The sequence below is a fragment of the Geodermatophilus chilensis genome (genome assembly GCF_002802985.1).
GTDB lineage: Bacteria > Actinomycetota > Actinomycetes > Mycobacteriales > Geodermatophilaceae > Geodermatophilus > Geodermatophilus chilensis.
Window position 1 is genome coordinate 25,960 of the sequence record NZ_NVPT01000015.1, and the last position, 25,878, is coordinate 51,837.

The window sequence follows — 25,878 nt, forward strand, 5'->3', positions numbered from 1 at the left end:
GCAGATCGCGGCCGCGCGCCCGCGCGGCCGACCGGGGCGACAGACCAATCGAGCACATGGAGGTCAGCTGTGACCGTACGGGTGGGCATCAACGGGTTCGGCCGGATCGGGCGCAACTTCTGGCGGGCGGCCGCGGCCAGCGGCAAGGACATCGAGATCGTGGCGGTCAACGACCTGACCAGCCCCGAGGTCCTCGCCCACCTGCTCAAGTACGACAGCGTCCTGGGCGTGCTGTCCGAGGACGTCGCCGCCGACGGCGAGGGCATCAAGATCGGCGGCACCACCATCAAGGTGCTGTCGGAGCGCGACCCGGCCAACCTGCCGTGGGGCGAGCTGGGCGTCGACGTCGTCGTCGAGTCCACCGGCTTCTTCACCAAGGCCGACGACGCCCGCAAGCACGTCGCCGCCGGCGGCGCCAAGAAGGTCATCATCTCGGCGCCGGCCTCCGGCGACGACCTGACCATCGTCATGGGCGTCAACCACGAGAAGTACGACGGCTCGCAGACGATCATCAGCAACGCGTCCTGCACGACGAACTGCCTGGCGCCGCTGGCCAAGGTCCTCAACGACAGCTTCGGCATCGAGCGCGGTCTGATGACCACGATCCACGCCTACACCGCCGACCAGAACCTGCAGGACGGCCCGCACAAGGACCTGCGCCGGGCCCGCGCCGCCGCGCTCAACATGGTCCCCACGTCCACCGGTGCGGCCAAGGCGATCGGCCTGGTGCTGCCCGAGCTCAACGGCAAGCTCGACGGCTACGCCGTCCGCGTCCCCGTACCCACCGGCTCGGCCACCGACCTCACCGTCCAGCTCTCCCGCGAGGTGCCGGCCGACGAGATCGACGCCGCCTACCGCGAGGCCGCCGCGGGCCCGCTGGCCGGGGTCCTCAAGTACACCGACGCCCCGATCGTCTCCTCCGACATCGTCACCGACCCGGCCAGCTGCATCTACGACAGCGGGCTGACCAAGGTCTTCGGCCCGATGGCCAAGGTGCTCGGCTGGTACGACAACGAGTGGGGCTACTCGAACCGGCTCGTCGACTCGGTCGAGCTCGTCGGCCGCTCGCTGTAACCCCATGCGCTCCCTCGACGACCTGCTCGCCGAGGGCGTCTCGGGTCGGCGCGTGCTGGTGCGCGCCGACCTGAACGTCCCGCTCGACAAGTCCACCAAGGCGATCACCGACGACGGCCGGATCCGCGCCAGCCTGCCGACGCTGCAGGCGCTGCGCGACGCCGGTGCCCGCGTCGTGGTCGCCGCCCACCTCGGCCGGCCCAAGGGCGCGCCGGACCCCCAGTACTCGCTGGCGCCGGTCGCCGCGCGGCTCGGCGAGCTGCTCGGCAGCGACGTCCCGCTGGCCGCCGACGTCGCCGGGGACGACGCCCGGGCCCGGGCCGGGGCGCTCGGCGACGGCGACGTCCTGCTGCTGGAGAACGTCCGCTTCGAGGCCGCCGAGACCTCGAAGGACGACGCCGAGCGGGGGGAGCTGGCCGACCGCTTCGCCGCCCTCGCCGACGTCTTCGTCGACGACGCCTTCGGCGCCGTGCACCGCAAGCACGCCTCGGTGTACGACGTGGCGCTGCGGCTGCCGCACGTCGCCGGCCGGCTGGTGGCCACCGAGCTCGACGTGCTGACCCGGCTGACGCAGGACCCCGAGCGGCCCTACGTCGTGGTGCTCGGCGGCTCCAAGGTCAGCGACAAACTCGCCGTCATCGAGGCGCTGCTGCCCAAGGTCGACCGGCTCCTGGTCGGCGGGGGCATGTGCTTCACCTTCCTCGCCGCCCAGGGGCACGGCGTCGGGAAGTCACTGCTGGAGGCCGACCAGGTCGAGACCTGCCGGCGGCTGCTGGCCGAGGCCGGCGACCGCATCGTGCTGCCGGTCGACGTCGTCTGCGCGCCCGAGTTCAGCGCCGAGGCCGAGACGACCACCGTCCCGGTCGACCGGATCCCGGACGACCAGCTGGGCCTGGACGTCGGCCCGCGCACGGTGGAGGCCTTCGGCCGCGAGCTGGGCGGTGCCCGCACCGTCTTCTGGAACGGGCCGATGGGCGTCTTCGAGCTCGCGCCGTTCCAGGCCGGCACCCGCGGGGTGGCCGAGGCGGTGGCGGCGGTCGACGGCCTGTCGGTCGTCGGGGGCGGCGACTCCGCCGCCGCGGTGCGCCAGCTCGGCCTCGACGAGGCCGCCTACGGCCACATCAGCACCGGCGGCGGCGCGTCGCTGGAGTACCTCGAGGGCCGGGAGCTGCCCGGCCTCGCGGTGCTGGCCGACTGAGCGAGGAGGACGGACATGGCACGCAGGGGCACCCCGGTCCGCCGCGAGGGACGCCGGCCCCTCATCGCCGGCAACTGGAAGATGAACCTCACCCACCTCGAGGCGATCGGGCTGGTGCAGAAGTTGGCCTTCAGCCTCAAGGATCCCGAGCTGGAGGCGGCCGAGGTCGTCGTCCTGCCACCGTTCACCGCGCTGCGCAGCGTGCAGACGCTGGTGACCGGCGACAAGCTCGAGATCGGCTACGGCGCGCAGGACCTCTCGGTGCAGGACTCCGGCGCCTACACCGGCGAGGTCAGCGGCGCGATGCTCGCCGCGCTGGCCTGCCGCTACGTGGTCGTCGGCCACTCCGAGCGGCGCGCGCTGCACGGTGAGGACGACGCCGTGGTGGCTGGCAAGGTGCAGGCGGCCCTGCGGCACGGGCTGGTGCCGATCCTCTGCGTGGGGGAGGGGCTGGAGGTACGCCGGGCCGGTGAGCACGTCGCACACTGCACCGCCCAGCTCGACGCCGCGCTGGAGGGCCTCGGCGCCGAGCAGCTCACGACACCCGGCGACGGAACCGGGATCTTCGGCGGCGGGGGTTCCGGGTCCGGCGGAGGGGTCGTCATCGCGTACGAGCCGGTGTGGGCGATCGGCACGGGCGAGGTCGCCACGCCCGAGGACGCGCAGGAGGTGTGCGGTGCCCTACGGTCACGGCTCGCCGAGCGTTTCGGCGCCGAGACCGCCGGTATCGTCCGTATCCTCTACGGCGGGTCGGTGAAGGCCGCGAACACGGCCGGGATCCTGGCCGGGCCGGACGTCGACGGTGCACTCGTCGGTGGCGCCAGCCTGGACGCCGACGAGTTCGCGCAGATCTGTCGGACAGCCGCCGACGGCGGCTGACCGCCGCCGCCGGACAGGCGGGGAGCGGGTGGGGTTGGACAGCACGCTGGAGCGGGGCCCTGCCTGGACGCGGGGCACCCGCGGCCGGGTGGTCGGCATCGCCGCCGTCGTCCTGCTGGTCGTCGGGGTGGCGGTCAGCTGTGCCAACGCCGGTGAGGACCGCCCCACGCTCCCCGTCTTCGGCGGCGGCCCCGACACCGGCGTCGCCGGGGTCCGGGCGCCGTCCGGGGCCACCGGGGGAACGCTGCGGGTGGTGACCGGCGAGGCCGACAACCTCGACCCGCAGCGGTCCTACCTGCCGGGCGTGTGGAACCTCATGCGGCTCTACACCCGCACCCTGGTCACCTACTCCTCCGAGCCCGGTCACACCGGGGAGCTGGTGCCCGACCTCGCCACCGACCTGGGCACCACGCCGGACGGCGGCACCACCTGGACGTTCACCCTGCGCGAGGGCGTCCGCTTCGAGACCGGCGCGCCGATCACCTCGCGCGACGTCAAGTACGGCATCGAGCGCTCGTTCGCCTCGGACGTGATCGTCGGCGGTCCCACGCGGGTCGTCGAGCTGCTCGACGACCCGGGCAACCCCTACGCCGGGCCCTACCAGGACGAAACACCCGGCCGGCTGGGCCTGGCCTCGGTCGAGACGCCCGACGACCGGACGATCACCTTCCGGCTGCGCGCGCCGCAGCCGGACTTCCCCTACGTCATGGCGCTGCCCTCGAGCAGCCCGGTGCCGGCCGACAGCGACACCGGTGCCGACTACGGCCGCGACCCGGTGTCCTCCGGCCCGTACGCGGTGACCACGCGGGACGACGTCACCGGCATCGTGCTCGAGCGCAACCCCCAGTGGGACCCGGCGACCGACGAGGTGCGCACCGCGCTGCCCGACCGGGTCGTCGTGCGCACCGGGCTGACCGGCGTGGAGCGCGACCAGGCGCTGCTGGCCGGCTCGGCCGACGTCGACATCTCCGGCGCCGGCATCCAGGCGCCGACGACGGCCCGCCTGGGCGAGGACACCGGCGGCGACGTCCGGCTGGTCGACCGGATCGACGAGGTGACCAACAACGTCGTCCGGCTGCTCGCGCTGCCGACCGACGTCGCGCCGTTCGACGACGCCTCCTGCCGGGCCGCGGTTGCGGCGGTCGTGGACCGGGCGGCGGTGCAGGAGGTCCTCGGGGGTCCGGCGGAGGCCGTGCGCACCTCGCAGCTGTGGCCGCGCGGCGTCGAGGGCGGGCCCGAGGAGCCCGACCCGACCCCTGACCCGGCCACGGCGGAGGAGGCCCTGCGCACCTGCGGGCAGCCGGAGGGCTTCGACACCGTGCTCGCCGTCCCCGACGCCCCGACCGGCGTGGCCGTCGCCGAGGAGGTCGCCGGGCAGCTGTCGCGCATCGGCATCCGGGCCGAGGTCCGCCCGCTGGACGCGCCCAGCTTCTACGCCACCGAGGTCGGCAACCCCGACCGGGTCCGCGACAACGGCATCGGCATCGTGCTGGCCACCTGGACCGCCGACTTCCCGACCCCCGGCTCGTTCCTCGTCCCGCTGGTCGACGGCCGGTCGGTGAGCACGGTCGGCAACACCAACTTCGCCCGGCTGGCCGACCCCGCGATCGACGGGCTCATCGACGCCGCGCACGCGGCGGCCGGCGACCCGGAGGCCGCCCGCGCCACCTGGCGCGAGGTGGCGACCGCCGCCACCGCCACCGGGGCGTACGTGCCGCTGGCCGAGTCGCGGGTCCAGCTGCTCGCCGGGCAGCGGTTGCGCAACGGCGTGGTGATGGGCCCGTACACCGGCTACGACCTGGCGACCGCCGGCGTCCGCTGACAGCCCGGGGGACCGACGGCACCGTGGGAGGAGCGGACCGCGGGTACAGCCGCTGACGGCCGGCGGAGCGGCGGACACGGTCGGCTGAACGGCCGGCGGCGGCCGGTCGGCTACCCTCGGGGCATGGTCGAGCTGGTCCTCAACGTGCTGCTGGTACTTACCAGCGTGCTCCTCGTGGTGCTGATCCTGCTGCACCGCGGCAAGGGCGGGGGCCTGTCCTCGATGTTCGGCGGCGCGGTCTCCTCGCAGCTGTCCGGCTCCTCGGTGGTGGAGAAGAACCTCAACCGGCTCACGGTCTTCATCGGCCTGATCTGGACGGTCTGCATCATCGGCCTGGGCATCCTGCTCAAGGTCTGAGCGGCACGAAGGCCGAGGTCATCGGGACCAAAGTCCTCTGCGGAGCAAGATCCAGGCCATAGACTGCCCCGGCGGCCGCTCGTCGCCGCACACCGCTGAGAGGCACAGGGGGCACTGGTGGCTGGTGGTAACGCGATCCGGGGCACGCGGGTGGGCGCGGGTCCGATGGGGGAGGCCGAGCGCGGCGAGGCCGCTCCCCGCCGGCGGGTGCCGTTCTGGTGCGCCCAGGGGCACGAGACGCAGGTGTCCTTCGCCTCCGAGGCCGAGGTGCCCGAGCTGTGGGACTGCCCGCGCTGCGGCCTGCCGGCCGGCCAGGACCAGGCGGCCCCGCCGCCCGCGCCGCGCACCGAGCCCTACAAGACCCACCTGGCCTACGTCCGCGAGCGGCGCAGCGACGCCGACGGTGACGCCCTCCTCGAGGAGGCGCTGGCCAAGCTGCGGGCCCGCCGCGGTGCCTGAAGGACCCCTCTGCCCCCCCACCGCTCGCAGGCTCGCGGCGGGCCCCTGCAGAGGGGCCGGGAGTGCTCACTCCTGCGGCGGTCGAGGCAGGGGCACGGTCGTCCACGCCACCCAGGCCGCCCGGTCCCAGTTCCAGTAGCAGCCACGGTGCCCGAGCGGTGGCGCGGGGACGACCTCCCGCGCCGGGCGGGGCGTGCGGTGGACGGCGGGGGCGGAGAGCGTCATCGCAGGCTCCACGGAGTGGGACGGTGGCCCGGCGGCTGCCGGGCGCGGACCGCACTCTGCTCGCCGGCCGGCGCCCCCACCAGGGTCGCCGGACCCCGGCTCAGCTCCGCCGGTCGAGCTCCGCGGCGGCCTCGGCGTCCAGCAGCCAGCGGGTGGCCCGGCGCCCGTGCACCCCGGCCGCCGGTAGCTCGTCCGGTGTGGCGCCGCCGCGCAGCGTCCGGGCCACGGCCGGTGCCTTGGCCGAGCCGGAGACGAGCAGCCACACCTCCTCGGCCGCGTTGATCGCGGGGAAGCCCAGGCTCACCCGGGTCGGCGGCGGCTTGGGGCAGTCGCGCACCGCGACCACGGTGCGCTCGTCGGAGACCGCCGGCGTCCCCGGGAAGATCGACGCCACGTGCCCCTCCGGGCCCATGCCCAGCAGCAGCACGTCGATGCGGGGGAGCGGCTCGCCCTCCGGTGCCGCGGCGGCCAGCTGCCCGGCGTACCAGGCCGCGGCGTCCTCGGGCTCGGCGAACCCGGCGTCCGAGGCCGGCATCGCGTGCACGCGCTCGGTCGGGACGCCCGCCGCGTCGAGCAGCGCCCGCCGGGCGCCGAGCTCGTTGCGCTCCTCGTCGTCGGCCGGGACCCAGCGCTCGTCGCCCCACCAGACGTCGACAGCGGTCCAGTCCACCCGCTCGCGCGCCGGCTCGCGGACCAGGTCGGCGACCCGCTCGAGCACGGCGGTGCCGATGCCGCCGCCGGTGAGGACGACCGACGCCGTCCCGTGCACGGCCTGCGCCGCGGCCAGCCGGGCGACCAGCGCCGCGGCGACCGCCCGGGCCAGCCGGTCGGCGTCGGGTTCGACGACGACGTCCGGCGCCGGGCGGCCCTCCTCGGCCAGGCCGGCGGCGATCCGGTCGCCGGGGGGCAGCGTCACGAGCCGACCTCGCCGGCGCTCGTCCGGCTCGTGACGCAGCGTGCTGCGTCCTCGCGTGACCTCGCGAGCTCGCTCACGGTGCCACCTCGGCGCTGTTGCGCTCGCTGTTGACGGCGACCTCGTCGGACCCGACGGAGTCCTCCGGCACGGTGTCCAGCGGCTCTCCACCGTCCCGGCCGGCCTCGGCCGGGTCGAACCACACGTGCTCGCGCACGGCGGAGCGGTGCGCGAGGTCCGCGACGCCGGTCGTGGACTCCAGCGCCTCGGCGAACGGCTCGTCGGGGTCCAGCCGGCGCAACTCCTCACCGACCAGGTCGCCGAGCTGGCGGTCGGGCAGCGCCACGGTGGCCTCCGGGCGGTAGGGCTGGGCGATGACCGCCCCGCCGCGCCGGTCGGCCTCCACCCGCACCTGCTCGTCCTGGTCGAGCTCCAGGACCACGGCGGAGACGCCGCTGGGGCCGGGGCGCCGCTCGCTGGCCATGACCGGGATCTCGCAGCCGCAGCGCGCGCTCAGCCAGCCGGCCAGCAGCAGTGCGGTGGCGTGCCCCGCGTCGCCCTCGACCTGCCCGCCCAGCACCCGGACCGCGTCACCGCGGCGCCCGGACACCGAGTCCACGGTCGAGGTCAACGTGGAGCGCCACGGCGTGCTGCGGGTCCAGGCCAGGTCGGTGTCGCCCGGCGCGTAGTCCGCGGCGCGGGCGCGCAGCGCGGCCAGCTGGTCCTCGGCCAGCGAGCTGTCGGTGATCCGCCGGTCGGCGATCACGGCCAGCGCGTCGGTGGCCAGCCGTTCGGGCGGCGTGCCGTGCCACCAGGTCACCACCGGGGCGTCGGCGGCCAGCAGCGGCAGCACGACCGACTCGGCGTGCAGCGCCAGCCGGCCGTACATACGCATGACCACGGCCTCGCCGGGGCCCAGCCGCCCGCCGATGAGCACCTCGGCGTCCAGCCGCGGGGTCGGCGCCTCGATCTGGCGGCGCACGACGATCAGCAACCGGCAGGGGTGCTGCTCGGCGGCGGCGGTCGCGGCCTCCTCGGCCTCGGCGACCCGGTTCTCGTCGGCCACGACCACGAGGGTCAGCGCGACGCCGGAGAGCACGGCGCCGCCGGTGCGCCGCTGCGCGGCCAGCTCCTTGACCACCGCGGAGCCGCTGGTGTCCCACAGGGTCGTCACGGTGTCTCCTCCTCTCGGGCGCCGCTCACGGACGACGCCACCGGCGGCCCTCGGCGGCGAGCATCTCGTCGGCCGCACGCGGTCCCCACTCGCCGGCCCGGTAGGGCTGCGGCGTCGTCCCGGCCCAGAACTCCTCGAGCGGGTCGATCACCGCCCACGACGCCTCGACCTCCGCGTTGCGCGGGAAGAGGGTCGCGTCGCCCAGCAGGACGTCGAGCAGCAGCCGCTCGTAGGCCTCGGGGCTGGCCTCGGTGAACTGCTCGCCGTAGAGGAAGTCCATCGCCACGTCGCGGACCTCCATCACGCTGCCCGGCACCTTCGACCCGAACTTGAGGGTCATCCCCTCGTCGGGCTGCACGCGGATCACCAGCTGGTTGTTGCCCAGCTCCTCGGTGTCGGTGTCGGCGAAGGGCAGGTGCGGCGCCCGCTTGAACACCAGCGCGATCTCGGTGACCCGCCGCGGCAGCCGCTTGCCGGTGCGCAGGTAGAACGGCACGCCCGCCCACCGCCGGGTCTCCACGCCCAGCCGGACGGCGGCGTAGGTCTCGGTGGTGGAGTGCGGGTCGACGCCCTCCTCCTGCCGGTACCCGGTGGCCCGCTGGCCGGCCAGCCAGCCCTGCTCGTACTGGCCGCGGACGGCGAAGGTCGGGAGGTCCTCGGGCAGCGAGACCGCGCGCAGCACCTTGAGCTTCTCGGTGCGGATCTCCTCGGCGGAGAACTCGACCGGCTCCTCCATCGCGGTCAGCGCGAGCAGCTGCAGCAGGTGGTTCTGCAGCACGTCCCGGGCGGCGCCGGTCTGCTCGTAGAACTGCGCCCGCCCGCCGATCCCGACGTCCTCGGCCATGGTGATCTGCACCGAGTCGACGTGGTGGCCGTTCCAGACCGGCTCGAACAGCGTGTTGGCGAACCGCAGCGCCATCAGGTTCTGGACGGTCTCCTTGCCCAGGTAGTGGTCGATGCGGAAGACGTCCTCGGCGGTGAACACCGAGTCCACCAGCTCGTTGAGCGCCCGGCTGGAGGCCAGGTCGGTGCCGAACGGCTTCTCCACGACCACCCGGCGCCAGCGGTCGGGCGTGCTCTCGGCCATGCCGGTGCGCTGCATCTGCTTGAGCACGACCGGGAACATGGCCGGCGGGATGGACAGATAGAACGCGGCGTTGCCGCCGATGCCGTGGCTGCCCTCGAGCTCGCCGAGGGTCGCGGCGAGCTCATCGAAGGCGTTGTCGTCGTCGAACGAGCCCTGCACGAAGCGGACACTGCCGGCCAGCCGCTCCCAGACCTCCTCGCGCCACGGGGTGCGGGCGGCCTTGCGCGCGGCCTCGCGGGCCAGCTCGGCGAAGTCCTGGTCGCCCCAGTCGCGGCGGGCGAAGCCGAGGAGGGCGAAGTTGGTGGGCAGCAGTCCGCGGTTGGCCAGGTCGTAGACGGCCGGGAGGAGCTTCTTGCGGGCGAGGTCCCCGGTGATGCCGAAGACGACCAGGGCGCAGGGCTCGGGTACGCGGGGCAGCCGCCGGTCCCGCGGATCGCGCAGCGGGTTGGTGATCATGGTCCGTCCTCGAGGTCGGGAGGGGACCCGGCGTCCGGCGCGGCGGTGCACCGGTCGACGGGGGAGTGCGGAGCTGCGTCGATTCTCCGTCTCCACGGCCGAACCGCGCGGTGAGCACCCGGGCGCGGCGCGGCGGACCGCGGACCGGGGCCTCCCGCTCGGCCCCGGCCACGACGGAGCCGGGTCCCCGTGCACCCGGCGACGGCAGGGTGCACGCGGACCCGGGGGTCAGGCCTTGTCCTCCAGCTGCGTCCGGACCGACTCGGTGAGCTCGTCCCACGAGTCGACGAACTTCTGCACGCCCTCGTCCTCCAGCACGCGGAAGACGTCGTCGAGGTCGACCCCGGCGTCGGCGATCGCCTGCATCACCGACGCGGCCTGGTCGTAGGTCTTCTGCACCGGGGTGCCGATGCTGCCGTGGTCGGCGAAGGCCTGCAGCGTCTTCTCCGGCATGGTGTTGACCGTCCCCGGCGCGACGAGCTCGCTGACGTACAGCGTGTCGGGGTAGTCGGGGTTCTTCACGCCGGTGGAGGCCCACAGCGGCCGCTGCGGGCGGGCGCCCTCGGCCTCCAGGGCCTTCCAGCGGTCGGAGGAGAAGACCTCCTCGTAGGCCTGGTAGGCCAGCTGCGCGTTGGCCAGCGCCGCCTTCCCCTTGAGCGAGGGGTCGGCACCGGCCTTCTCCAGCCGCTTGTCGATCTCGCTGTCCACGCGGGACACGAAGAACGACGCGACGGAGGCGATCTGCGCGAGGTCGGCGTCGGGGTCCTCGGCCAGCCGCTGCTCCAGCCCGGAGAGGTAGGCGTCCATGACCGCCCGGTACCGCTCGAGGCTGAAGATGAGGGTGACGTTGACACTGATGCCGCGGGCGATGGACGTCGTGATGGCCGGCAGGCCCGCCTGCGTCGCCGGGATCTTGATGAAGAGGTTGGGCCGGTCGACCAGCCACCACAGGTGCGCGGCCTCGGCGGCGGTGGCGTCGGTGTCGTGCGCCAGACCCGGGGCGACCTCCAGCGACACCCGGCCGTCGCCGGGCTGGCGCTGCGCGACCGGCGCGAGCAGGTCGCAGGCGTCCCGGACGTCGGAGGCGGTGATGGTGCGCAGCGCCTCCTCCACGCTGACCTCCCGCACCGCGAGGGCGTGCAGCTGGTCGTCGTAGGACTCCGACCCGCTGATCGCCGCGGCGAAGATGGTCGGGTTGGTGGTGACGCCGACGACGCCGTACTCGTCGACCAGTGACTGCAGGTTCCCGCTGCGGATGCGGTCGCGGGAGAGGTCGTCGAGCCAGACGGCGACCCCGGCCGACGACAGCTCGGCCAGCTTCTCGTTCAGTGCCATGTCAGGCCCTCTCTGGGTGTGGATGGTCATCGGTCGCCGGTGGGGTGCGGCAGGCCGCCGGTTGCGGCGACGGGGCCGGCCGGGACGGCGTCGCCGGAGCGGGCCGCCTCCATGCTCTCGCGGGCGGCGGCCACGACGGCCTCGTCGGTGAGGCCGAACTGCTCGTAGAGGACGGAGTAGGCGGCGCTGGCCCCGTAGTGGGTGAGGCCGACGATCCGGCCCGCGTCGCCGACGAACTCGCGCCAGCCCATGGGCACACCCGCCTCGACGCTGACCCGGGCGCGGACGGTCGGCGGCAGCACCTCGTCCTTGTAGGCCTGGTCCTGGTCGGCGAACCACTCGACGCACGGGACCGAGACCACCCGGGTGGGCACGCCCTCGGCCTCCAGGCGCTCGCGGGCCGCGACGGCGATCTGCACCTCCGAGCCGGTGCCGAGCAGGATCACCTCGGGACTGCCGTTCGACGCCTCGGCCAGGACGTAGGCGCCGCGGGCCACGCCCTCGGCGGAGCCGAACTCGCCGCGGTCGAACACCGGGAGGTTCTGCCGGGACAGCAGCAGGCCGGCCGGGCGGTCGTTGTTCTCCAGCACGGTCCGCCAGGCGACGGCGACCTCGTTGGCGTCGGCCGGGCGGACGACGTCCAGCCCCGGGATGGCCCGCAGCGCGGCGAAGTGCTCGATCGGCTGGTGGGTCGGGCCGTCCTCGCCCAGGCCGATGGAGTCGTGCGTCCACACGTAGGTGACCGGCAGCTGCATGAGCGCGGCCAGCCGCACCGCCCCGCGCATGTAGTCGGAGAAGGTGAGGAAGGTGCCGCCGTAGACGCGGGTGCCGCCGTGCAGCGCGATGCCGTTCATGATCGCGCCCATCCCGTGCTCCCGGACGCCGAAGTGCAGCGTGCGCCCGTACGGCCCGCCGGACCACATCTTCGTCTGGCGGTCGGCCGGCAGGAACGACGGTTGGCCCTTGACCGCGGTGTTGTTGCTCTCCGCGAGGTCGGCCGACCCGCCCCACAGCTCGGGCAGCACGGGGTAGAGCGCGGCGAGCACCTCGCCGGAGGCCTTGCGGGTGGCCACGCCCTTGGGGTCGGCGTCCCAGCTGGGGAGGTCCTTGCCGAAGCCCTCGGGCAGGGTGCGGGTGCGCATCCGCTCGAGCAGCGCGGCCGCGTCGGCGTCCTCCCGCTGCCAGGCGGCGAACCGCTGGTCCCACTCGGCGTGGTCCTGGCGGCCCTTCTCCACGACCGAGCGGGCGTGGGCGAGCACCTCGTCGTCGACGTCGAAGGTCGTGTCCGGGTCGAAGCCGAGGATCTCCTTGGTGGCGCGCACCTCGTCCTCGCCGAGCGCCGATCCGTGCGAGGCGCCGGTGTTCTGCTTGTTGGGCGCCGGCCAGGCGATGACCGTCCGCAGCACGATCAGCGACGGGCGGCCGGTCTCGGCCTTGGCGGCGGCGAAGGCGGCGTCGACCGCGGCGAGGTCCTCGCCGTCGTCGACATGCTGCACGTGCCAGCCGTAGGCCTCGTAGCGCTTGCCGACGTCCTCGGTGAAGGCGACGGTCGTGTCGTCCTCGATGGAGATCCGGTTGTCGTCGTAGACGAGGACCAGGTTGCCCAGCTGCTGCGTGCCGGCCAGGGACGACGCCTCGCCGCTGACCCCCTCCTCCATGTCGCCGTCGGAGGCGAAGCACCAGACGGTGTGGTCGAAGAGGCTCTCGCCCTCGGGGGCCTCGGGGTCGAACAGGCCGCGCTCGCGGCGGGCGGCCATCGCCATCCCGACGGCGTTGCCGACGCCCTGGCCCAGCGGACCGGTCGTCGTCTCCACGCCCGGGGTGTGGTTCACCTCCGGGTGGCCCGGGGTCTTGGAGCCCCAGGTGCGCAGGGCCTGCAGGTCCTCCAGCTCGAGGCCGTAGCCGGAGAGGTAGAGCTGGACGTAGAGGGTCAGGCTCGAGTGGCCCATGGACAGCACGAAGCGGTCGCGGGCGACCCAGTTCGGGTCGCTGGGGTCGTGCCGGAGCCACTTGTGGAACAGCAGGTAGGCGGTCGGGGCCATGCTCATCGCCGTCCCCGGGTGGCCGTTGCCCACCTTCTGAACGGCGTCCATCGCCAGCACGCGCGCGGTGTCGATGGCGCGGCGGTCGAGCGCCCCGAAGTCCTCCGGCAGCGTCGGGTGCGGCTGGCGCGGGTCGCCGGTGGGCGCGTCGGTGGCGGCCTCGGCCGGGGCCTCGGACGCGGTGCTCTGGGTTCCCATGTGTGTCGTGCTCCCTCGGATCGGCCGTGCGGATCCCGTCCGGGTGATCAGCGGCGACCTCGTCTGGCCCGGGCGGACGGCGGTGCCTGGCTCCAGCGACCGGCCTCGCGTCCGTCCCGGTCCGGATGCTGTGGACCAGCACGCACCGTCGTCGTCGACGTCGGCCCTACCCGCTGCGTGCGCAGCACCAACGTGATCGACCCTAGTGGTCCGCCCGGAACGAGACCCTGGTCATGCCCACCGGGGAGGAGGGGGGCCGAGGGCTACAGTTGGGCCGTTCTCCCGTCCCCGGTCGAAAGGGACCCCGTGCTGTCCAGGTGCCCGGTGGTGCCCTGCCCGCTGGCCGCCGCCCCGTCGGTGGCCGCCCGGTGACGACGCTCTCCGAACGCCCGGCGGTGCAGGCCGGCCGTCTGCCGGTGACGGTGCGCGCCTACGTGGCGCTGACCAAGCCCAAGCTCATCGAGCTGCTGCTGGTCACGACGGTGCCCGCGATGATGCTGGCCGCCGGGGGCTGGCCCTCCTGGCGCCTGCTGCTGGCCACCCTGGTGGGCGGGACCCTGGCCGCAGGGGCCTCGAACACGATCAACTGCTGGTACGACCGCGACATCGACCGGCTGATGCACCGCACCCAGAAGCGGCCGCTCCCCATGGGCGTGATCAGCTCGGGCGGCGCACTCGTGTTCGGGATCGTGCTCGCCTGCGCCTCGCTCGCACTCCTGTGGTCGGAGACCACGCCGCTGGCCACGGCACTGGCCGCGGGCGCGATCCTCGCCTACTCGGTGCTGTACACGATGGTGCTCAAGCGGCGCACCCGGCACAACACGGTCTTCGGGGGACTGCCCGGTGCGGCTCCGGTGCTCATCGGGTGGGCCGCGGTCACCGGGTCACTCGCCTGGCCCGCGATCGTGTTCTTCGGCATCGTCTTCTGCTGGCAGATGCCGCACTTCTGGGCGCTCGCGATGCGGTTCCGCGAGGACTACGCCCGGGCGGGGGTGCCGATGCTCTCGGTGGTGGCGACCCCGGCCGAGGTCGGGCGCCAATCGCTCGCCTGGGCGTGGGGGACGCTCGCCGTCTCGTTGCTCCTCGGTCCGGTGACGCCCGCGATCGACTGGATCTACACCGTGCCCGCGGTGGCGCTCGGTGCGTGGTTCGTGTGGGAGGCCCACCAGTGGCTGGCCCGCCTCCGCGCCGGCAGGGACGAGCGACCGATGAAGCTCTTCCACGTCTCGATCACCTACATGACCCTGCTCTCGATCGCGATCATCGTCGACGTCCTGGTCTGAACCCGGGCGCCCCGGCGGTGGGTGCCGTCCAGTGGTGGGTCGCCGTGGTCTCGACGTCCCGGACACCACGCCGACCCGCCACTCGACGTGGCCTCGACATCCGGATGGGTCAGCGCGCGGCGGCGACGCGCTGCGACGGGGCGTCCATCGGCAGCTCGGAGGCCGGGCCGCGGACCGACCACACCAGCCGGGCCGTGTAGACCGTCACGAGCACCGCGCCGAGCATGTGCAGCAGCACCAGGACGACCGGCAGCTGTGTGAAGTACTGCACGAAGCCGATGACCCCCTGCAGCAGCTGGACGACGAGCAGGTCGCGGGCCGCGCGGCGGACCCGGCCCGGGGCGTCGGTGGCGTACAGGGCCACCAGCAGGGCGATCGTGAGGCCGACGAGCAGGAAGACGACGTCGGCGTGCAGCTGGCTGACCAGCTCGATGTCGAAGCCCATCCGGTCGCCGGTCGGGACGTCGTTCTCGTCGACGTCGCCGCTGTGCGGGCCGCTGCCGGTGACGATCGTCCCCAGCACCAGCACGGCCGCGGTGACCGCGGCGATCCCGCCGACCAGCAGGGCGATCGGACGGCGGACCAGCGGCCGGCCGACCCCCGGTTCCCGGGACCGCAGCCACAGCACCGTGCCCAGGGCCGTCAGGACGACGGAGACCAGGAAGTGGACCGCCACCGTCCACGGGTCGAGCCCGGTGAGCACCGTGACGCCGCCGATGGCCGCCTGGGCCGGGATGCCGAGGAAGGCCAGCACGGCCAGCGGGCGCAGGTCGCGTCGAGGCGAGCGGAAGACCGCCACGAGCAGGGCGACGGCGACGGCGGTGAGCACGAAGGTCAGCAGCCGGTTGCCGAACTCGATGACGCCGTGCCCGGCCAGCTCGGGGGTCGCGACGAAGCTCTCGCTGGTGCAGCGCGGCCAGGTCGGGCAGCCCAGCCCCGAGCCGGTGAGCCGGACGACGCCGCCGGTGACGATGATCGCGCCGTTGGCGACCACGTTGGCCAGCGCCAGGCGCGAGACGGCAGCAGGGGAGAAGGCGGTGGGGAGGACCGGCACGAGCCGATGCTAGCCGCGCGGACGGGCGTCCCCGGTTCGCCGAGAGCGGAGCGCGGGGCGGAAGCAACGGGTCGGTGTGCCGCGCTGTACGGGACGCGAGCGGCCCAGTCGCCGCCACCGGTGCCGGTGCGCCCTCCCGGGTAAGGGAGCTGCAGCGGGGAGCCCCCGCGAGCCGGTCCCCGAGTCCCGTGGGACCTCCCGGGTGCCCCATCGACCGATCCGACTCCCCTTGGACGTGAGGTATGACCAACCCCTTCTTCCCGGGCCCCTACGGGAGCCCCTTCGACGACTTCTTCGCCCGCTACCTGGGCGGGGAGCAGCGCACGCCCCGGCAGCGCGTCGACATCACCCAGTTCCTCAGCCAGCAGGCGCGGGAGCTGGTCAACGCCGCCGCGCACCAGGCGGTGGCCGGTGGTAGCGCCGACCTGGACACCGAGCACCTGCTGTGGGCGATGACCGGTGACGAGACGACGCGGCAGTTCCTGGCCCGCTCCGGTGCCGACCCCCGACCAGCTGCGCGCCGCCCTGGAGCAGCAGCTGTCGCGGGGTGAGCCCCGGGACGAGTCGCCGTCCCTCACCCCGGCCGCCAAGCACGCCCTGCTCGACGCCCACCGCGTCTCGCGTGCCCTCGGCTCGACCTACATCGGCCCCGAGCACCTGCTGTTCGCCCTGGCCGTCAACCCGGACTCCCCGGGCGGGCGGGTGCTGCGCCAGCGCGGCGTCACCCCCGAGGCGCTGCAGCAGGCCGCCACGGGCGGCGGCCAGCCCGGCGGCGGGCGCCCCGGCGGCCCCGGGCAGGGACAGTCGAGCACCCCGACGCTGGACGAGTACGGCCGCGACCTGACCGAGATGGCCCGCAACGGCCAGATCGACCCGGTGATCGGCCGGGAGGACGAGATCGAGCAGACCGTCGAGGTGCTCTCCCGGCGGCGCAAGAACAACCCCGTGCTCATCGGCGAGGCCGGCGTCGGCAAGACGGCGATCGTCGAGGGCATCGCGGCCCAGATCGTCCAGGGTGACGTCCCGGAGACGCTGCGCGGCCGGCGGCTGGTCGAGCTGGACCTCACCGGTCTGGTGGCCGGGACCCGCTACCGCGGTGACTTCGAGGAGCGGCTCAAGAAGATCATGGACGAGATCCGCGAGCACTCTGACGAGGTCATCGTCTTCATCGACGAGCTGCACACCGTCGTCGGCGCGGGTGCCTCGGAGGGCTCCGGCGGCGCGGGCAACATGCTCAAGCCGGCCCTGGCCCGCGGCGAGCTGCACATCATCGGCGCCACCACGCTCGACGAGTACCGCCGCAACATCGAGAAGGACGCCGCCCTGGAGCGCCGGTTCCAGCCGATCCTCGTCAGCGAGCCCGGCGTCGAGGACACCGTGCAGATCCTCTGCGGGCTGCGCGACCGGTACGAGGCCCACCACGAGGTGCGCTTCACCGACGACGCGATCCGGGCCGCGGTCGAGCTCTCGGACCGCTACATCACCGACCGCCACCTCCCGGACAAGGCCATCGACCTGATCGACCAGACCGGGGCCCGGGTGCGCCGGCGGGTCAAGACCCCGCCCACGGACCTGCGCGGGCTCGAGCAGGAGGTCGAGCGGCTGCAGCGGGAGAAGGACCAGGTCGTCGCCGCCGAGCAGTACGAGCGCGCCTCCGAGCTGCGCGACCAGCTCACCGAGGCGCAGGCCCGGCTGGAGCAGGCCCGCACCGGGGACGGCGGCACGTCCGGCGTCCCCGAGGTCGGCGTCGAGGACATCGCCGAGGTGGTCTCCCGCGCCACCGGCATCCCGGTCAACCAGCTCACGCAGGAGGAGATGCAGCGGCTGCTGCAGCTCGAGGAGCACCTGCACCAGCGGGTCGTCGGGCAGGAGGACGCCGTCGGCGTCGTCGCCGAGGCGGTGCGCCGCTCGCGCGTCGGCCTGGGCGACCCCGACCGGCCCATCGGCAGCTTCCTGTTCCTCGGGCCCACCGGCGTCGGCAAGACCGAGCTGGCGCGGGCGCTGGCCGAGGCGCTGTTCGGCGACGAGGACCGGATGATCCGGCTGGACATGAGCGAGTTCCAGGAGCGGCACACGGTCAGCCGGCTGGTGGGCTCGCCCCCCGGGTACGTGGGCTACGAGGACGCCGGCCAGCTCACCGAGGCGGTGCGCCGTCGTCCGTACTCGGTGGTGCTGCTCGACGAGATCGAGAAGGCCCACCCCGACGTCTTCAACACCCTGCTGCAGGTGCTCGACGACGGGCGGCTCACCGACTCCCAGGGCCGCACGGTGGACTTCAAGAACACCGTGCTGATCATGACGAGCAACCTGGGGTCGGAGCTGATCCAGGGTCGCAACACCCCGCTGGGCTTCGGCTCGGGGGACGGCGCGGCGGCCGACGCCGGGCTGCGCGAGCGGCTGATGCGGCGGCTGCGCGAGCAGTTCCGCCCGGAGTTCCTCAACCGGATCGACGAGATCGTGGTGTTCCAGCAGCGGGAGACCGAGCAGCTGGCCGAGATCACCCGGCTGCTGCTCGACGAGACCCGCCGCCGGCTGGCCGCCCAGGACATCGAGGTGGTCGTCACCGACGAGGCGGTCACCCGGATCGCCGAGCACGGGTTCGAGCCGCAGTTCGGCGCCCGGCCGCTGCGCCGCGCCATCCAGCGGGAGGTCGACAACCCGCTGGCGCGGCTGCTGCTCGACGGCCGCCTGGAGCGGGGGCAGCGGGTCACGGTCGGCGTCCGCGACGGCCGGCTCGACTTCGCCGTCGACCAGCCCGCGAAGCCCGCGACCGTCGGCGTCTGAGGAAGGACGGCCTCCCTGCAGGGTCCCGCCGCGAGCGTGCGAGCGGTGGGGGGCAGGCGGGTCCTTACTCTCACCGGGCTCGGGGCGGTTCCCTGGGCGTGGCGTCGGTCACAGGGCCGGCGGAGGAGGTGCGGCGCACCGCCTCCGTCGGCCCCGGCGCAGGTCAGGGCCGCGCCCGGCTTAGGGTCCCCTTGCTTGCACGCCGCCGGAATTAGGTGAGACTCGTGTTGTGGAAAGCGGCACGGTGCAGGTCGGCGGTGGGGCGAGCACCCCGTCGCGCCCCTCGCCGTTCGCCGACGACGGGCGCACGCGGCACCGCGTCACCGCCCTGCTCCTGGAGCACGGTCCGCAGACCGCCACCGAGCTCGCCGGCCGGCTGGGGGTCTCGCCGACCGCCGTCCGCCGACATCTCGACGCGCTGGTGGCCACCGGTCGGGTCGAGGAGCGTCACGCTCCCGGCACCCCCCGGGGTCGTGGCCGTCCGGCCCGGCTGTTCCACCTGACCGACGCCGGCCGCTCCGCCTTCCCGCACGCCTACGACGACCTGGCGCTGACCGCGCTGCGGTTCGTCGCGGCACAGGGCGGCCCGGACGCCGTGCGCGCCGTGGCCGAGGCTCAGCTCGCCGGGCTGGAGCAGCGCTGCTCGGCCGCGGTCGAGGCCGTGCCGGGCCCGCCGGTCGACCGCGCCCAGGCCCTGGCCGGGGCGCTCACGGCCGAGGGCTACGCTGCCTCGGCCTCGGCGATCTCCGGTGGCGGGCAGCTCTGCCAGCACCACTGCCCGGTCGCGCACGTGGCGGCGGAGTTCCCACAGCTGTGCGAGGCCGAGACGGCGGTGATCGGCCGGCTCGTCGGCACGCACGTGCAGCGGCTGGCCACGATCGCCCACGGCGACGGGGTGTGCACCACGCACATCCCGGGACCGGTCCGCCGCGCGAGCGGCGGGGACCACACGCGCGCGGGGAACAGAACGGGCCCCGCGCGCCCTGTACCGGACGAGCGCGCGGCGCACCGGCTCCAGGCCGGAGCGCGCACCGCACCGTCCACCAGCAGCACCCCCACGAACGACCGGGAGAGGACGCCCGCATGACCAGCACCCAGCAGCCGGTGACCGGCACGCCGCTGACCCAGGACGAGCAGATCGAGCAGCTCGGCCGGTACCAGTACGGCTGGGCGGACGCCGACGTCGCCGGGTCCGCCGCCAAGCGAGGGCTGAGCGAGGACGTCGTCCGGGACATCTCGGCGCGCAAGAACGAGCCCGAGTGGATGCTCGAGCGGCGGCTCAAGGCCCTCAAGCTGTTCGGCCGCAAGCCGATGCCCGACTGGGGCTCGGACCTCTCCGGCATCGACTTCCAGAACATCAAGTACTTCGTGCGTTCCACCGAGGCCCAGGCGACCTCGTGGGAGGAGCTGCCCGAGGACATCAAGAACACCTACGACAGGCTGGGCATCCCGGAGGCCGAGAAGCAGCGGCTGGTCGCCGGCGTCGCGGCCCAGTACGAGTCCGAGGTCGTCTACCACAAGATCCGCGAGGACCTCGAGGAGCAGGGTGTCGTCTTCCTCGACACCGACACCGCCCTCAAGGAGCACGAGGACATCTTCCGCGAGTACTTCGGTTCGGTGATCCCGGCCGGCGACAACAAGTTCGCCGCGCTGAACACCGCCGTGTGGTCGGGCGGCTCGTTCATCTACGTGCCGAAGGGCGTGCACGTCGAGATCCCGCTGCAGGCCTACTTCCGGATCAACACCGAGAACATGGGCCAGTTCGAGCGGACGCTGATCATCGTCGACGAGGGCGCCTACGTGCACTACGTCGAGGGCTGCACCGCGCCGATCTACAAGTCGGACTCGCTGCATTCCGCGGTCGTCGAGATCATCGTCAAGAAGAACGCGCGCTGCCGCTACACGACCATCCAGAACTGGTCGAACAACGTCTACAACCTGGTCACCAAGCGGGCGATCGCCCACGAGGGCGCGACCATGGAGTGGGTCGACGGCAACCTCGGTTCCAAGGTCACCATGAAGTACCCGGCGGTCTGGATGACCGGCGAGCACGCCAAGGGCGAGGTGCTGTCCATCGCCTTCGCCGGTGAGGGCCAGCACCAGGACGCCGGCGCCAAGATGGTGCACGCCGCGCCGCACACCTCCTCGACGATCGTGTCGAAGTCCGTCGCCCGCGGCGGCGGCCGCACGTCCTACCGCGGCCTGGTCCAGGTCGACGAGGGCGCGTACGGCTCGAAGTCGACGGTGAAGTGCGACGCGCTGCTGGTCGACACGATCAGCCGGTCGGACACCTACCCCTACGTCGACGTCCGCGAGGACGACGTCGCGATGGGCCACGAGGCGACCGTCTCCCGGGTCAGCGACGACCAGCTCTTCTACCTGATGAGCCGCGGTCTGTCCGAGGACGAGGCGATGGCGATGGTGGTCCGCGGGTTCGTGGAGCCGATCGCCCGTGAGCTGCCCATGGAGTACGCCCTCGAGCTGAACCGCCTGATCGAGCTGCAGATGGAAGGTGCCGTCGGCTGATGTCGGCAGAGAACAGTCCCGCCAACACCACCGGCCTGACCACCGAGTCGGCCACCCTCGCCGGCGAGCTGTTCGGCGAGGGGGTCGGCTCCCAGGCGGGCCCGCCCGCCACCCCGGCCGCCGGCACCGGCACCGCCGGTCAGGCCGCTCCGGGCGCGCACTCGCACGGCGGCCCGGCGCCCACCGGCTCGCCGGCCGAGCGGTTCACCTCGACCGACCCCGACGCCTTCGGCGTGCCCACCGGCCGCGAGGAGGAGTGGCGCTTCACCCCGATGAAGCGCATCCGCCCGCTGCTGGACGGCGCCCCGTCGGACGCCCACCTCCAGTGGGACACCGACCTGCCCGACGGCGTCCAGCTGACCAGCGTCGAGGCCGACGACCCGCTGCTCAAGGGGCTGCCCGAGCCGGTCGACCGGCTGGCCGCCCTCACCCGGCAGCGCAGCGGCGGCGCCGCCGTCGTCCGCGTGCCGGCCGAGGCCCAGCTGGACCGCCCGGTCACGCTGCGGCTGTCGGGCACCGGCTCCGAGGACGTCGTCTGGGGCCAGCTCGTCGTCGAGGTCGGCGGCTTCGCGCAGGCGACCGTCGTCCTCGACCACGCCGGGCTGGCGAGGTACTCCGGCGGCGTCGCCGTCCTCGTCGGGGACGGCGCGCAGGTCACCCTGGTCTCGGTGCAGGACTGGGCGCCCGGTGCGGTCCACGGCGGGCAGCTCGACGCCGTCGTCGGCCGCGACGCGACCTTCACGCAGGTCGTGGTCACCCTCGGCGGCGACCTGGTTCGGCTGGTCAGCAACGTCCAGTACGCCGGCCCCGGCGGGACGGCGGAGCTCTTCGGCGTCTACTTCTCCGACGAGACCCAGCACCAGGAGCATCGGCTCTGGGTGGACCACGCGGTGCCCAACTGCACCAGCAACGCGCTCTACAAGGGCGCGCTGCAGGGCGAGGGCGCGCGCACGGTGTGGATCGGCGACGTCCGGATCCGCCCGGCGGCCACCGGCACCGACACCTACGAGCTCAACCGCAACCTGGTGCTCACCGACGGCGCCCGCGCCGACTCGGTGCCCAACCTGGAGATCGAGACCGGTGAGATCGTCGGCGCCGGCCACGCCAGCGCCACCGGCCGCTTCGACGACGAGCAGCTGTTCTACCTCTGCTCGCGCGGCATCGACGCCGAGACGGCGCGGCGCCTGGTCGTCCGCGGCTTCTTCGCCGACGTCGTCGCGCGCATCGGCGTCGACGAGCTGCAGGACCGGCTGATGGGCACCATCGAGACCCGTCTCGGTGCGCTGCCGGGCCTGGACGAGCAGCCGGTCGAGGTGGCCTGACCCATGGCCTTCGAGCGGGTCTGCGCCCTCTCCGAGGTGCCCGAGAACGGGGCACTCCGGGTGGAGCTCTCCGACGTCGACATCGCCGTCGTCCGGTACGAGGCCGACGTCTACGCGATCCAGGACGTCTGCTCGCACGCCGAGGTCCCGCTGTCGGAGGGCGACGTCGAGGAGTTCGACGGCGCTCCCACCATCGAGTGCTGGCTGCACGGGTCGTGCTTCGACCTGCGCACCGGCGAGCCCACCAACCTGCCGGCCACCGAGCCGGTCGACGTCTACCCCGTCCGCGTGGAGGGGGAGGACGTGCTCGTCGACACGGAGGCAAGCGCTGTGTCCGACGACGTCCTTCCCCGCGCGGCCGGCAACTGAGGAGCGAGAAGAGAAGTGTCCGTTCTGGAGATCCGCGACCTGCACGTCAGCGTGGGGGAGGGTGACGACGCCAAGGAGATCCTCAAGGGCGTCGACCTGACCGTCCGCTCGGGCGAGACGCACGCGATCATGGGCCCGAACGGGTCGGGCAAGTCGACCCTGGCCTACTCGATCGCCGGCCACCCGAAGTACACGATCACCGGCGGCACCGTGACCCTCGACGGCGAGGACGTCCTCGCCATGAGCGTCGACGAGCGCGCCCGCGCCGGCCTGTTCCTGGCCATGCAGTACCCGGTCGAGGTCCCCGGCGTCTCGGTGTCGAACTTCCTGCGCACCGCGGCCACCGCGGTCAAGGGCGAGGCCCCGAAGCTGCGCACCTGGGTCAAGGACGTCAAGAGCGAGATGGACCTGCTCGAGATGGACTCCGCCTTCGCCGAGCGCAACGTCAACGAGGGCTTCTCCGGCGGCGAGAAGAAGCGCCACGAGATCCTGCAGATGCGGCTGCTCAAGCCGGCCATCGCGATCCTCGACGAGACCGACTCCGGCCTCGACGTCGACGCGCTGCGGGTCGTCTCCGAGGGCGTGAACCGCACCCGCGAGGAGGGTGACGTGGGCATCCTGCTGATCACCCACTACACACGGATCCTCAAGTACATCAAGCCCGACTTCGTGCACGTGTTCGTCAACGGCCGGATCGCCGAGGAGGGCGGTCGCGAGCTGGCGGACAAGCTGGAGAACGAGGGCTACGCCGCCTACCTCAAGGGCTCGAAGGAGACCGCGAAGGCATGACCCAGACCGTCTCGCGTCCCGGTGCCGGGGCGCAGAAGGCGCCCCTGCCTCTGGACGTCGAGGCGATCCGGGCGGACTTCCCGATCCTGTCCCGCACCGTGCGGGACGGGAAGCGGCTGGTCTACCTCGACTCCGGGGCCACCTCGCAGAAGCCGCTCAGCGTGCTCGACGCCGAGCGGGACTTCTACCTGACCTGCAACGCCGCGCCGCACCGGGGCGCGCACCAGCTCGCCGAGGAGGCGACCGGCCGGTACGAGGCGGCCCGCGCCACCATCGGCGCGTTCATCGGTGCGCCGGCCGAGGAGGTCGTGTTCACCCGCAACACCACCGAGGCGATCAACCTGGTCGCCTACGCCCTGTCGAACGCGGCCACGGCCAAGGAGCCGGAGTTCCGGCGGTACGCCGTCGGCCAGGGCGACGAGATCGTCGTCACCGAGATGGAGCACCACGCCAACCTGGTGCCCTGGCAGCAGCTGTGCGAGCGCACCGGCGCCACGCTCCGCTGGCTCGGCCTCACCGACGACGGCCGCCTCGACCTCTCCGACCTCGGCACGGTGGTCAACGAGCGGACCAGGCTGGTCGCGGTCACCCAGCAGTCGAACATCCTCGGCACGATCAACCCACTGGGGGACATCTCCGCGCGGGCCCGCGAGGTCGGCGCCCTGCTGCTGGTCGACGGCGCGCAGTCGGTGCCGCACCAGCCGGTCGACGTCACCACGCTCGGCGCGGACTTCCTGGTGTTCTCCGGCCACAAGATGCTCGGGCCCACGGGCGTCGGCGTCCTGTGGGGCCGCTACGAGGTGCTCGACGCGCTGCCGCCGTTCCTGACCGGCGGCTCGATGATCGAGGTCGTGCGCATGGAGGGCAGCACCTTCATGCCGCCGCCCCAGCGCTTCGAGGCCGGCGTCCCGATGACCGCCCAGGTGATCGGGCTGGCCGCCGCCGTCGAGTACCTGCAGCAGCTCGGCATGGAGCGGGTGCAGGCGCACGAGGAGGCGCTCACCGCCTACGCGCTGGAGAAGCTGGCCGAGATCCCCGGCGTCACGGTGATCGGCCCGCCCGACACCGTCGCGCGCGGCGGCGCGGTCTCCTTCACCGTGGAGGGTGTCCACCCGCACGACGTCGGCCAGGTCCTCGACGACCTCGGTGTCGAGGTGCGGGTCGGCCACCACTGCGCCTGGCCGGTGGTGCGCCGCTACGGCGTCCCGGCCACGACGCGGGCCACCTTTTACGTGCACACCGGCTACGACGACATCGACGCACTCGCCGACGCCGTCCGGGAAGCCCAGCGCTTCTTCGGCGTTGCACAGGGCGAGGTGAGCTGATGCAGCTGCAGTCGATGTACCAGGAGATCATCCTGGACCACTACCGCAACCCGCACGGACGCGGCCTGCGCGAGCCGTTCGAGGCCGAGGTGCACCACGTCAACCCGACGTGTGGCGACGAGGTCACCCTGCGGGTGCACCTGGACGGCGACACCCTCGCCGACATCTCCTACGAGGGGATGGGCTGCTCGATCAGCCAGGCGTCGGTGTCGGCGATGTACGACCTGGTCATCGGCAAGCCGGTGCCCGAGGCGCTGGAGACCGGCGAGCACTTCATGACACTGATGCAGAGCAAGGGCGACGCGTCGGTGGCCGAGAAGCTCGAGGACGAGCTGGAGGACGCGATCGCGTTCGCCGGCGTGTCGAAGTATCCGGCGCGGATCAAGTGCGCGCTGATGAGCTGGATGGCCCTCAAGGACGCGTCGGCCCGCGCGCTGGCGGCCAGCACCGCCGTGCCGACCACCCACCCCACCACCCCAGCCGGAGGCGACAAGGCATGAGTGAGACCACCGACAACGCCACCCCGGCGACCGACGGCGCGCCGGGCGACCTCCCCGCCTACAAGTCGGCGCTGCTCGAGGACGTCGAGGAGGCCATGCGCGACGTCGTCGACCCCGAGCTGGGCGTCAACGTGGTCGACCTGGGCCTGGTCTACGGCATCGACGTCGTCGACGAGGTGGCCGTCATCGACATGACGCTGACCTCGGCGGCCTGCCCGCTGACCGACGTCATCGAGGACCAGGCCCGTCAGGCCCTCACCGGCGGCCCCGGCCCCGGCCTGGTGGACGACGTGAAGATCAACTGGGTCTGGATGCCGCCGTGGGGCCCGGACAAGATCACCGACGACGGTCGCGAGCAGCTGCGCGCGCTGGGCTTCCGCGTCTAGGAGCCTGCTGAAGAAGGTTGTCGATCTGGGAGCTTCGGCGGCGGGACGATGGGGGTCGTGCAGGGCACTTCCCACCCTGAGCATGTGGTGATGGATGCCGAGCTGGTGTCGGGTCACCTCTTGCCGGCGGGCAGCGTGTACGCGTTTTTGGCCGAGCATCGCCGGGAGTTGTTTCCGGCTGCGCTGTTCGCCGATCTGTTCCCCTCGCCGCTGGGCCGGCCCAGCGTGCCGGCCGACATCGTCGCGGCGGTGCTGGTGCTGCAGGCGCTGGAGGGCCGCTCGGATCGGGAGGCGGTCGAGGCGCTGACGTTCGATCTGCGG

General features: G+C 73.3%; 25 protein-coding genes. 18 read left to right on the top strand and 7 right to left on the bottom strand.

The features are described from left to right. The first annotated feature begins 69 nt into the window (after positions 1–69). From gap to CNO22_RS04195, 6 genes are all read left to right on the top strand, one after another. Positions 70–1,074 (top strand): type I glyceraldehyde-3-phosphate dehydrogenase, encoded by a 1,005-nt coding sequence (gene gap, locus CNO22_RS04170; RefSeq protein WP_100498096.1) that lies wholly within the window; start codon positions 70–72, stop codon positions 1,072–1,074. A gap of 4 nt (positions 1,075–1,078) precedes the next feature. Then, entirely contained in the window at positions 1,079–2,272 is a 1,194-nt protein-coding gene (locus tag CNO22_RS04175) for a phosphoglycerate kinase (protein WP_100498097.1), read from the top strand. A gap of 15 nt (positions 2,273–2,287) precedes the next feature. Continuing rightward, entirely contained in the window at positions 2,288–3,151 is an 864-nt protein-coding gene (gene tpiA, locus CNO22_RS04180) for a triose-phosphate isomerase (RefSeq protein WP_100498098.1), read from the top strand. Positions 3,152–3,179: 28 nt separating this feature from the next. Continuing rightward, positions 3,180–4,973 (top strand): ABC transporter substrate-binding protein, encoded by a 1,794-nt coding sequence (locus CNO22_RS04185; RefSeq protein ID WP_232806775.1) that lies wholly within the window; start codon positions 3,180–3,182, stop codon positions 4,971–4,973. A gap of 123 nt (positions 4,974–5,096) precedes the next feature. Beyond that, the gene (secG, locus tag CNO22_RS04190) at positions 5,097–5,330 is read left to right on the top strand and encodes a preprotein translocase subunit SecG (protein ID WP_091376136.1); all 234 of its coding nucleotides are present in this window, start codon (positions 5,097–5,099) and stop codon (positions 5,328–5,330) included. Positions 5,331–5,447: 117 nt separating this feature from the next. Beyond that, entirely contained in the window at positions 5,448–5,789 is a 342-nt protein-coding gene (locus CNO22_RS04195; protein ID WP_100498099.1) for an RNA polymerase-binding protein RbpA, read from the top strand. 66 nt (positions 5,790–5,855) lie between these two features. Here CNO22_RS04195 and CNO22_RS27455 read toward each other — a convergent pair whose 3' ends face one another. The 6 genes from CNO22_RS27455 to tkt form a co-directional block, all read right to left on the bottom strand. After that, entirely contained in the window at positions 5,856–6,014 is a 159-nt protein-coding gene (locus CNO22_RS27455; RefSeq protein ID WP_157936793.1) for a hypothetical protein, read from the bottom strand. Between the two features lie 100 nt (positions 6,015–6,114). Beyond that, complete coding sequence (gene pgl, locus CNO22_RS04200; RefSeq protein WP_100498100.1) at positions 6,115–6,930, bottom strand: 6-phosphogluconolactonase; 816 nt, start codon at positions 6,928–6,930, stop codon at positions 6,115–6,117. A 73-nt stretch (positions 6,931–7,003) separates the two neighbouring features. After that, positions 7,004–8,101: a glucose-6-phosphate dehydrogenase assembly protein OpcA gene (locus CNO22_RS04205; protein ID WP_100498101.1), complete on the bottom strand. Its 1,098-nt coding sequence runs from the start codon at positions 8,099–8,101 to the stop codon at positions 7,004–7,006. A gap of 25 nt (positions 8,102–8,126) precedes the next feature. After that, positions 8,127–9,644: a glucose-6-phosphate dehydrogenase gene (zwf, locus tag CNO22_RS04210; RefSeq protein ID WP_100498102.1), complete on the bottom strand. Its 1,518-nt coding sequence runs from the start codon at positions 9,642–9,644 to the stop codon at positions 8,127–8,129. A gap of 228 nt (positions 9,645–9,872) precedes the next feature. Further along, positions 9,873–10,979 carry a transaldolase gene (tal, locus tag CNO22_RS04215; protein WP_100498103.1) on the bottom strand — a complete coding sequence of 369 codons (1,107 nt, stop codon included), beginning with the start codon at positions 10,977–10,979 and terminating at the stop codon, positions 9,873–9,875. A 26-nt stretch (positions 10,980–11,005) separates the two neighbouring features. Beyond that, positions 11,006–13,219, bottom strand: a complete 2,214-nt coding sequence (gene tkt / locus CNO22_RS04220; RefSeq protein WP_100498104.1) for a transketolase — start codon at positions 13,217–13,219, stop codon at positions 11,006–11,008. 368 nt (positions 13,220–13,587) lie between these two features. On the opposite strand from tkt, the gene CNO22_RS04225 reads away from it, so the two are divergent. After that, entirely contained in the window at positions 13,588–14,502 is a 915-nt protein-coding gene (locus tag CNO22_RS04225) for a heme o synthase (RefSeq protein WP_198588088.1), read from the top strand. 109 nt (positions 14,503–14,611) lie between these two features. On the opposite strand, the gene CNO22_RS04230 is transcribed toward CNO22_RS04225, so the two are convergent. Further along, complete coding sequence (locus CNO22_RS04230) at positions 14,612–15,556, bottom strand: COX15/CtaA family protein (protein WP_100498106.1); 945 nt, start codon at positions 15,554–15,556, stop codon at positions 14,612–14,614. Between the two features lie 242 nt (positions 15,557–15,798). On the opposite strand from CNO22_RS04230, the gene CNO22_RS28815 reads away from it, so the two are divergent. From CNO22_RS28815 to CNO22_RS04280, 11 genes are all read left to right on the top strand, one after another. After that, on the top strand, positions 15,799–16,107 hold the full coding sequence (locus CNO22_RS28815) for a Clp protease N-terminal domain-containing protein (protein ID WP_232806776.1): 309 nt from the start codon (positions 15,799–15,801) through the stop codon (positions 16,105–16,107). Beyond that, positions 16,052–18,340, top strand: coding sequence for an ATP-dependent Clp protease ATP-binding subunit (locus CNO22_RS04235; RefSeq protein ID WP_232806777.1), 2,289 nt, complete (start codon positions 16,052–16,054; stop codon positions 18,338–18,340). Before CNO22_RS28815 ends, CNO22_RS04235 begins: the two co-directional genes overlap by 56 nt. Positions 18,341–18,569: 229 nt before the next feature. Continuing rightward, the gene (locus CNO22_RS04240; protein WP_232806778.1) at positions 18,570–19,427 is read left to right on the top strand and encodes a helix-turn-helix transcriptional regulator; all 858 of its coding nucleotides are present in this window, start codon (positions 18,570–18,572) and stop codon (positions 19,425–19,427) included. Beyond that, complete coding sequence (gene sufB, locus CNO22_RS04245) at positions 19,424–20,866, top strand: Fe-S cluster assembly protein SufB (protein WP_100498108.1); 1,443 nt, start codon at positions 19,424–19,426, stop codon at positions 20,864–20,866. Before CNO22_RS04240 ends, sufB begins: the two co-directional genes overlap by 4 nt. Continuing rightward, positions 20,866–22,188: a Fe-S cluster assembly protein SufD gene (gene sufD / locus CNO22_RS04250; protein ID WP_100498109.1), complete on the top strand. Its 1,323-nt coding sequence runs from the start codon at positions 20,866–20,868 to the stop codon at positions 22,186–22,188. Before sufB ends, sufD begins: the two co-directional genes overlap by 1 nt. Positions 22,189–22,191: 3 nt before the next feature. Next, positions 22,192–22,557, top strand: a complete 366-nt coding sequence (locus CNO22_RS04255) for a non-heme iron oxygenase ferredoxin subunit (RefSeq protein ID WP_100498110.1) — start codon at positions 22,192–22,194, stop codon at positions 22,555–22,557. A 15-nt stretch (positions 22,558–22,572) separates the two neighbouring features. Then, the gene (gene sufC / locus CNO22_RS04260; protein ID WP_100498111.1) at positions 22,573–23,346 is read left to right on the top strand and encodes a Fe-S cluster assembly ATPase SufC; all 774 of its coding nucleotides are present in this window, start codon (positions 22,573–22,575) and stop codon (positions 23,344–23,346) included. Continuing rightward, on the top strand, positions 23,343–24,671 hold the full coding sequence (locus tag CNO22_RS04265) for a cysteine desulfurase (RefSeq protein ID WP_100498112.1): 1,329 nt from the start codon (positions 23,343–23,345) through the stop codon (positions 24,669–24,671). The genes sufC and CNO22_RS04265 overlap by 4 nt, the downstream gene beginning before the upstream one ends. Beyond that, positions 24,671–25,171, top strand: coding sequence for a Fe-S cluster assembly sulfur transfer protein SufU (gene sufU, locus CNO22_RS04270; protein WP_100498113.1), 501 nt, complete (start codon positions 24,671–24,673; stop codon positions 25,169–25,171). The genes CNO22_RS04265 and sufU overlap by 1 nt, the downstream gene beginning before the upstream one ends. Further along, positions 25,168–25,557 carry a metal-sulfur cluster assembly factor gene (locus tag CNO22_RS04275; RefSeq protein WP_100498114.1) on the top strand — a complete coding sequence of 130 codons (390 nt, stop codon included), beginning with the start codon at positions 25,168–25,170 and terminating at the stop codon, positions 25,555–25,557. The genes sufU and CNO22_RS04275 overlap by 4 nt, the downstream gene beginning before the upstream one ends. Positions 25,558–25,614: 57 nt before the next feature. Then, a partial coding sequence (locus CNO22_RS04280; protein ID WP_198588089.1) for a transposase occupies positions 25,615–25,878 on the top strand: 264 nt, incomplete at its 3' end.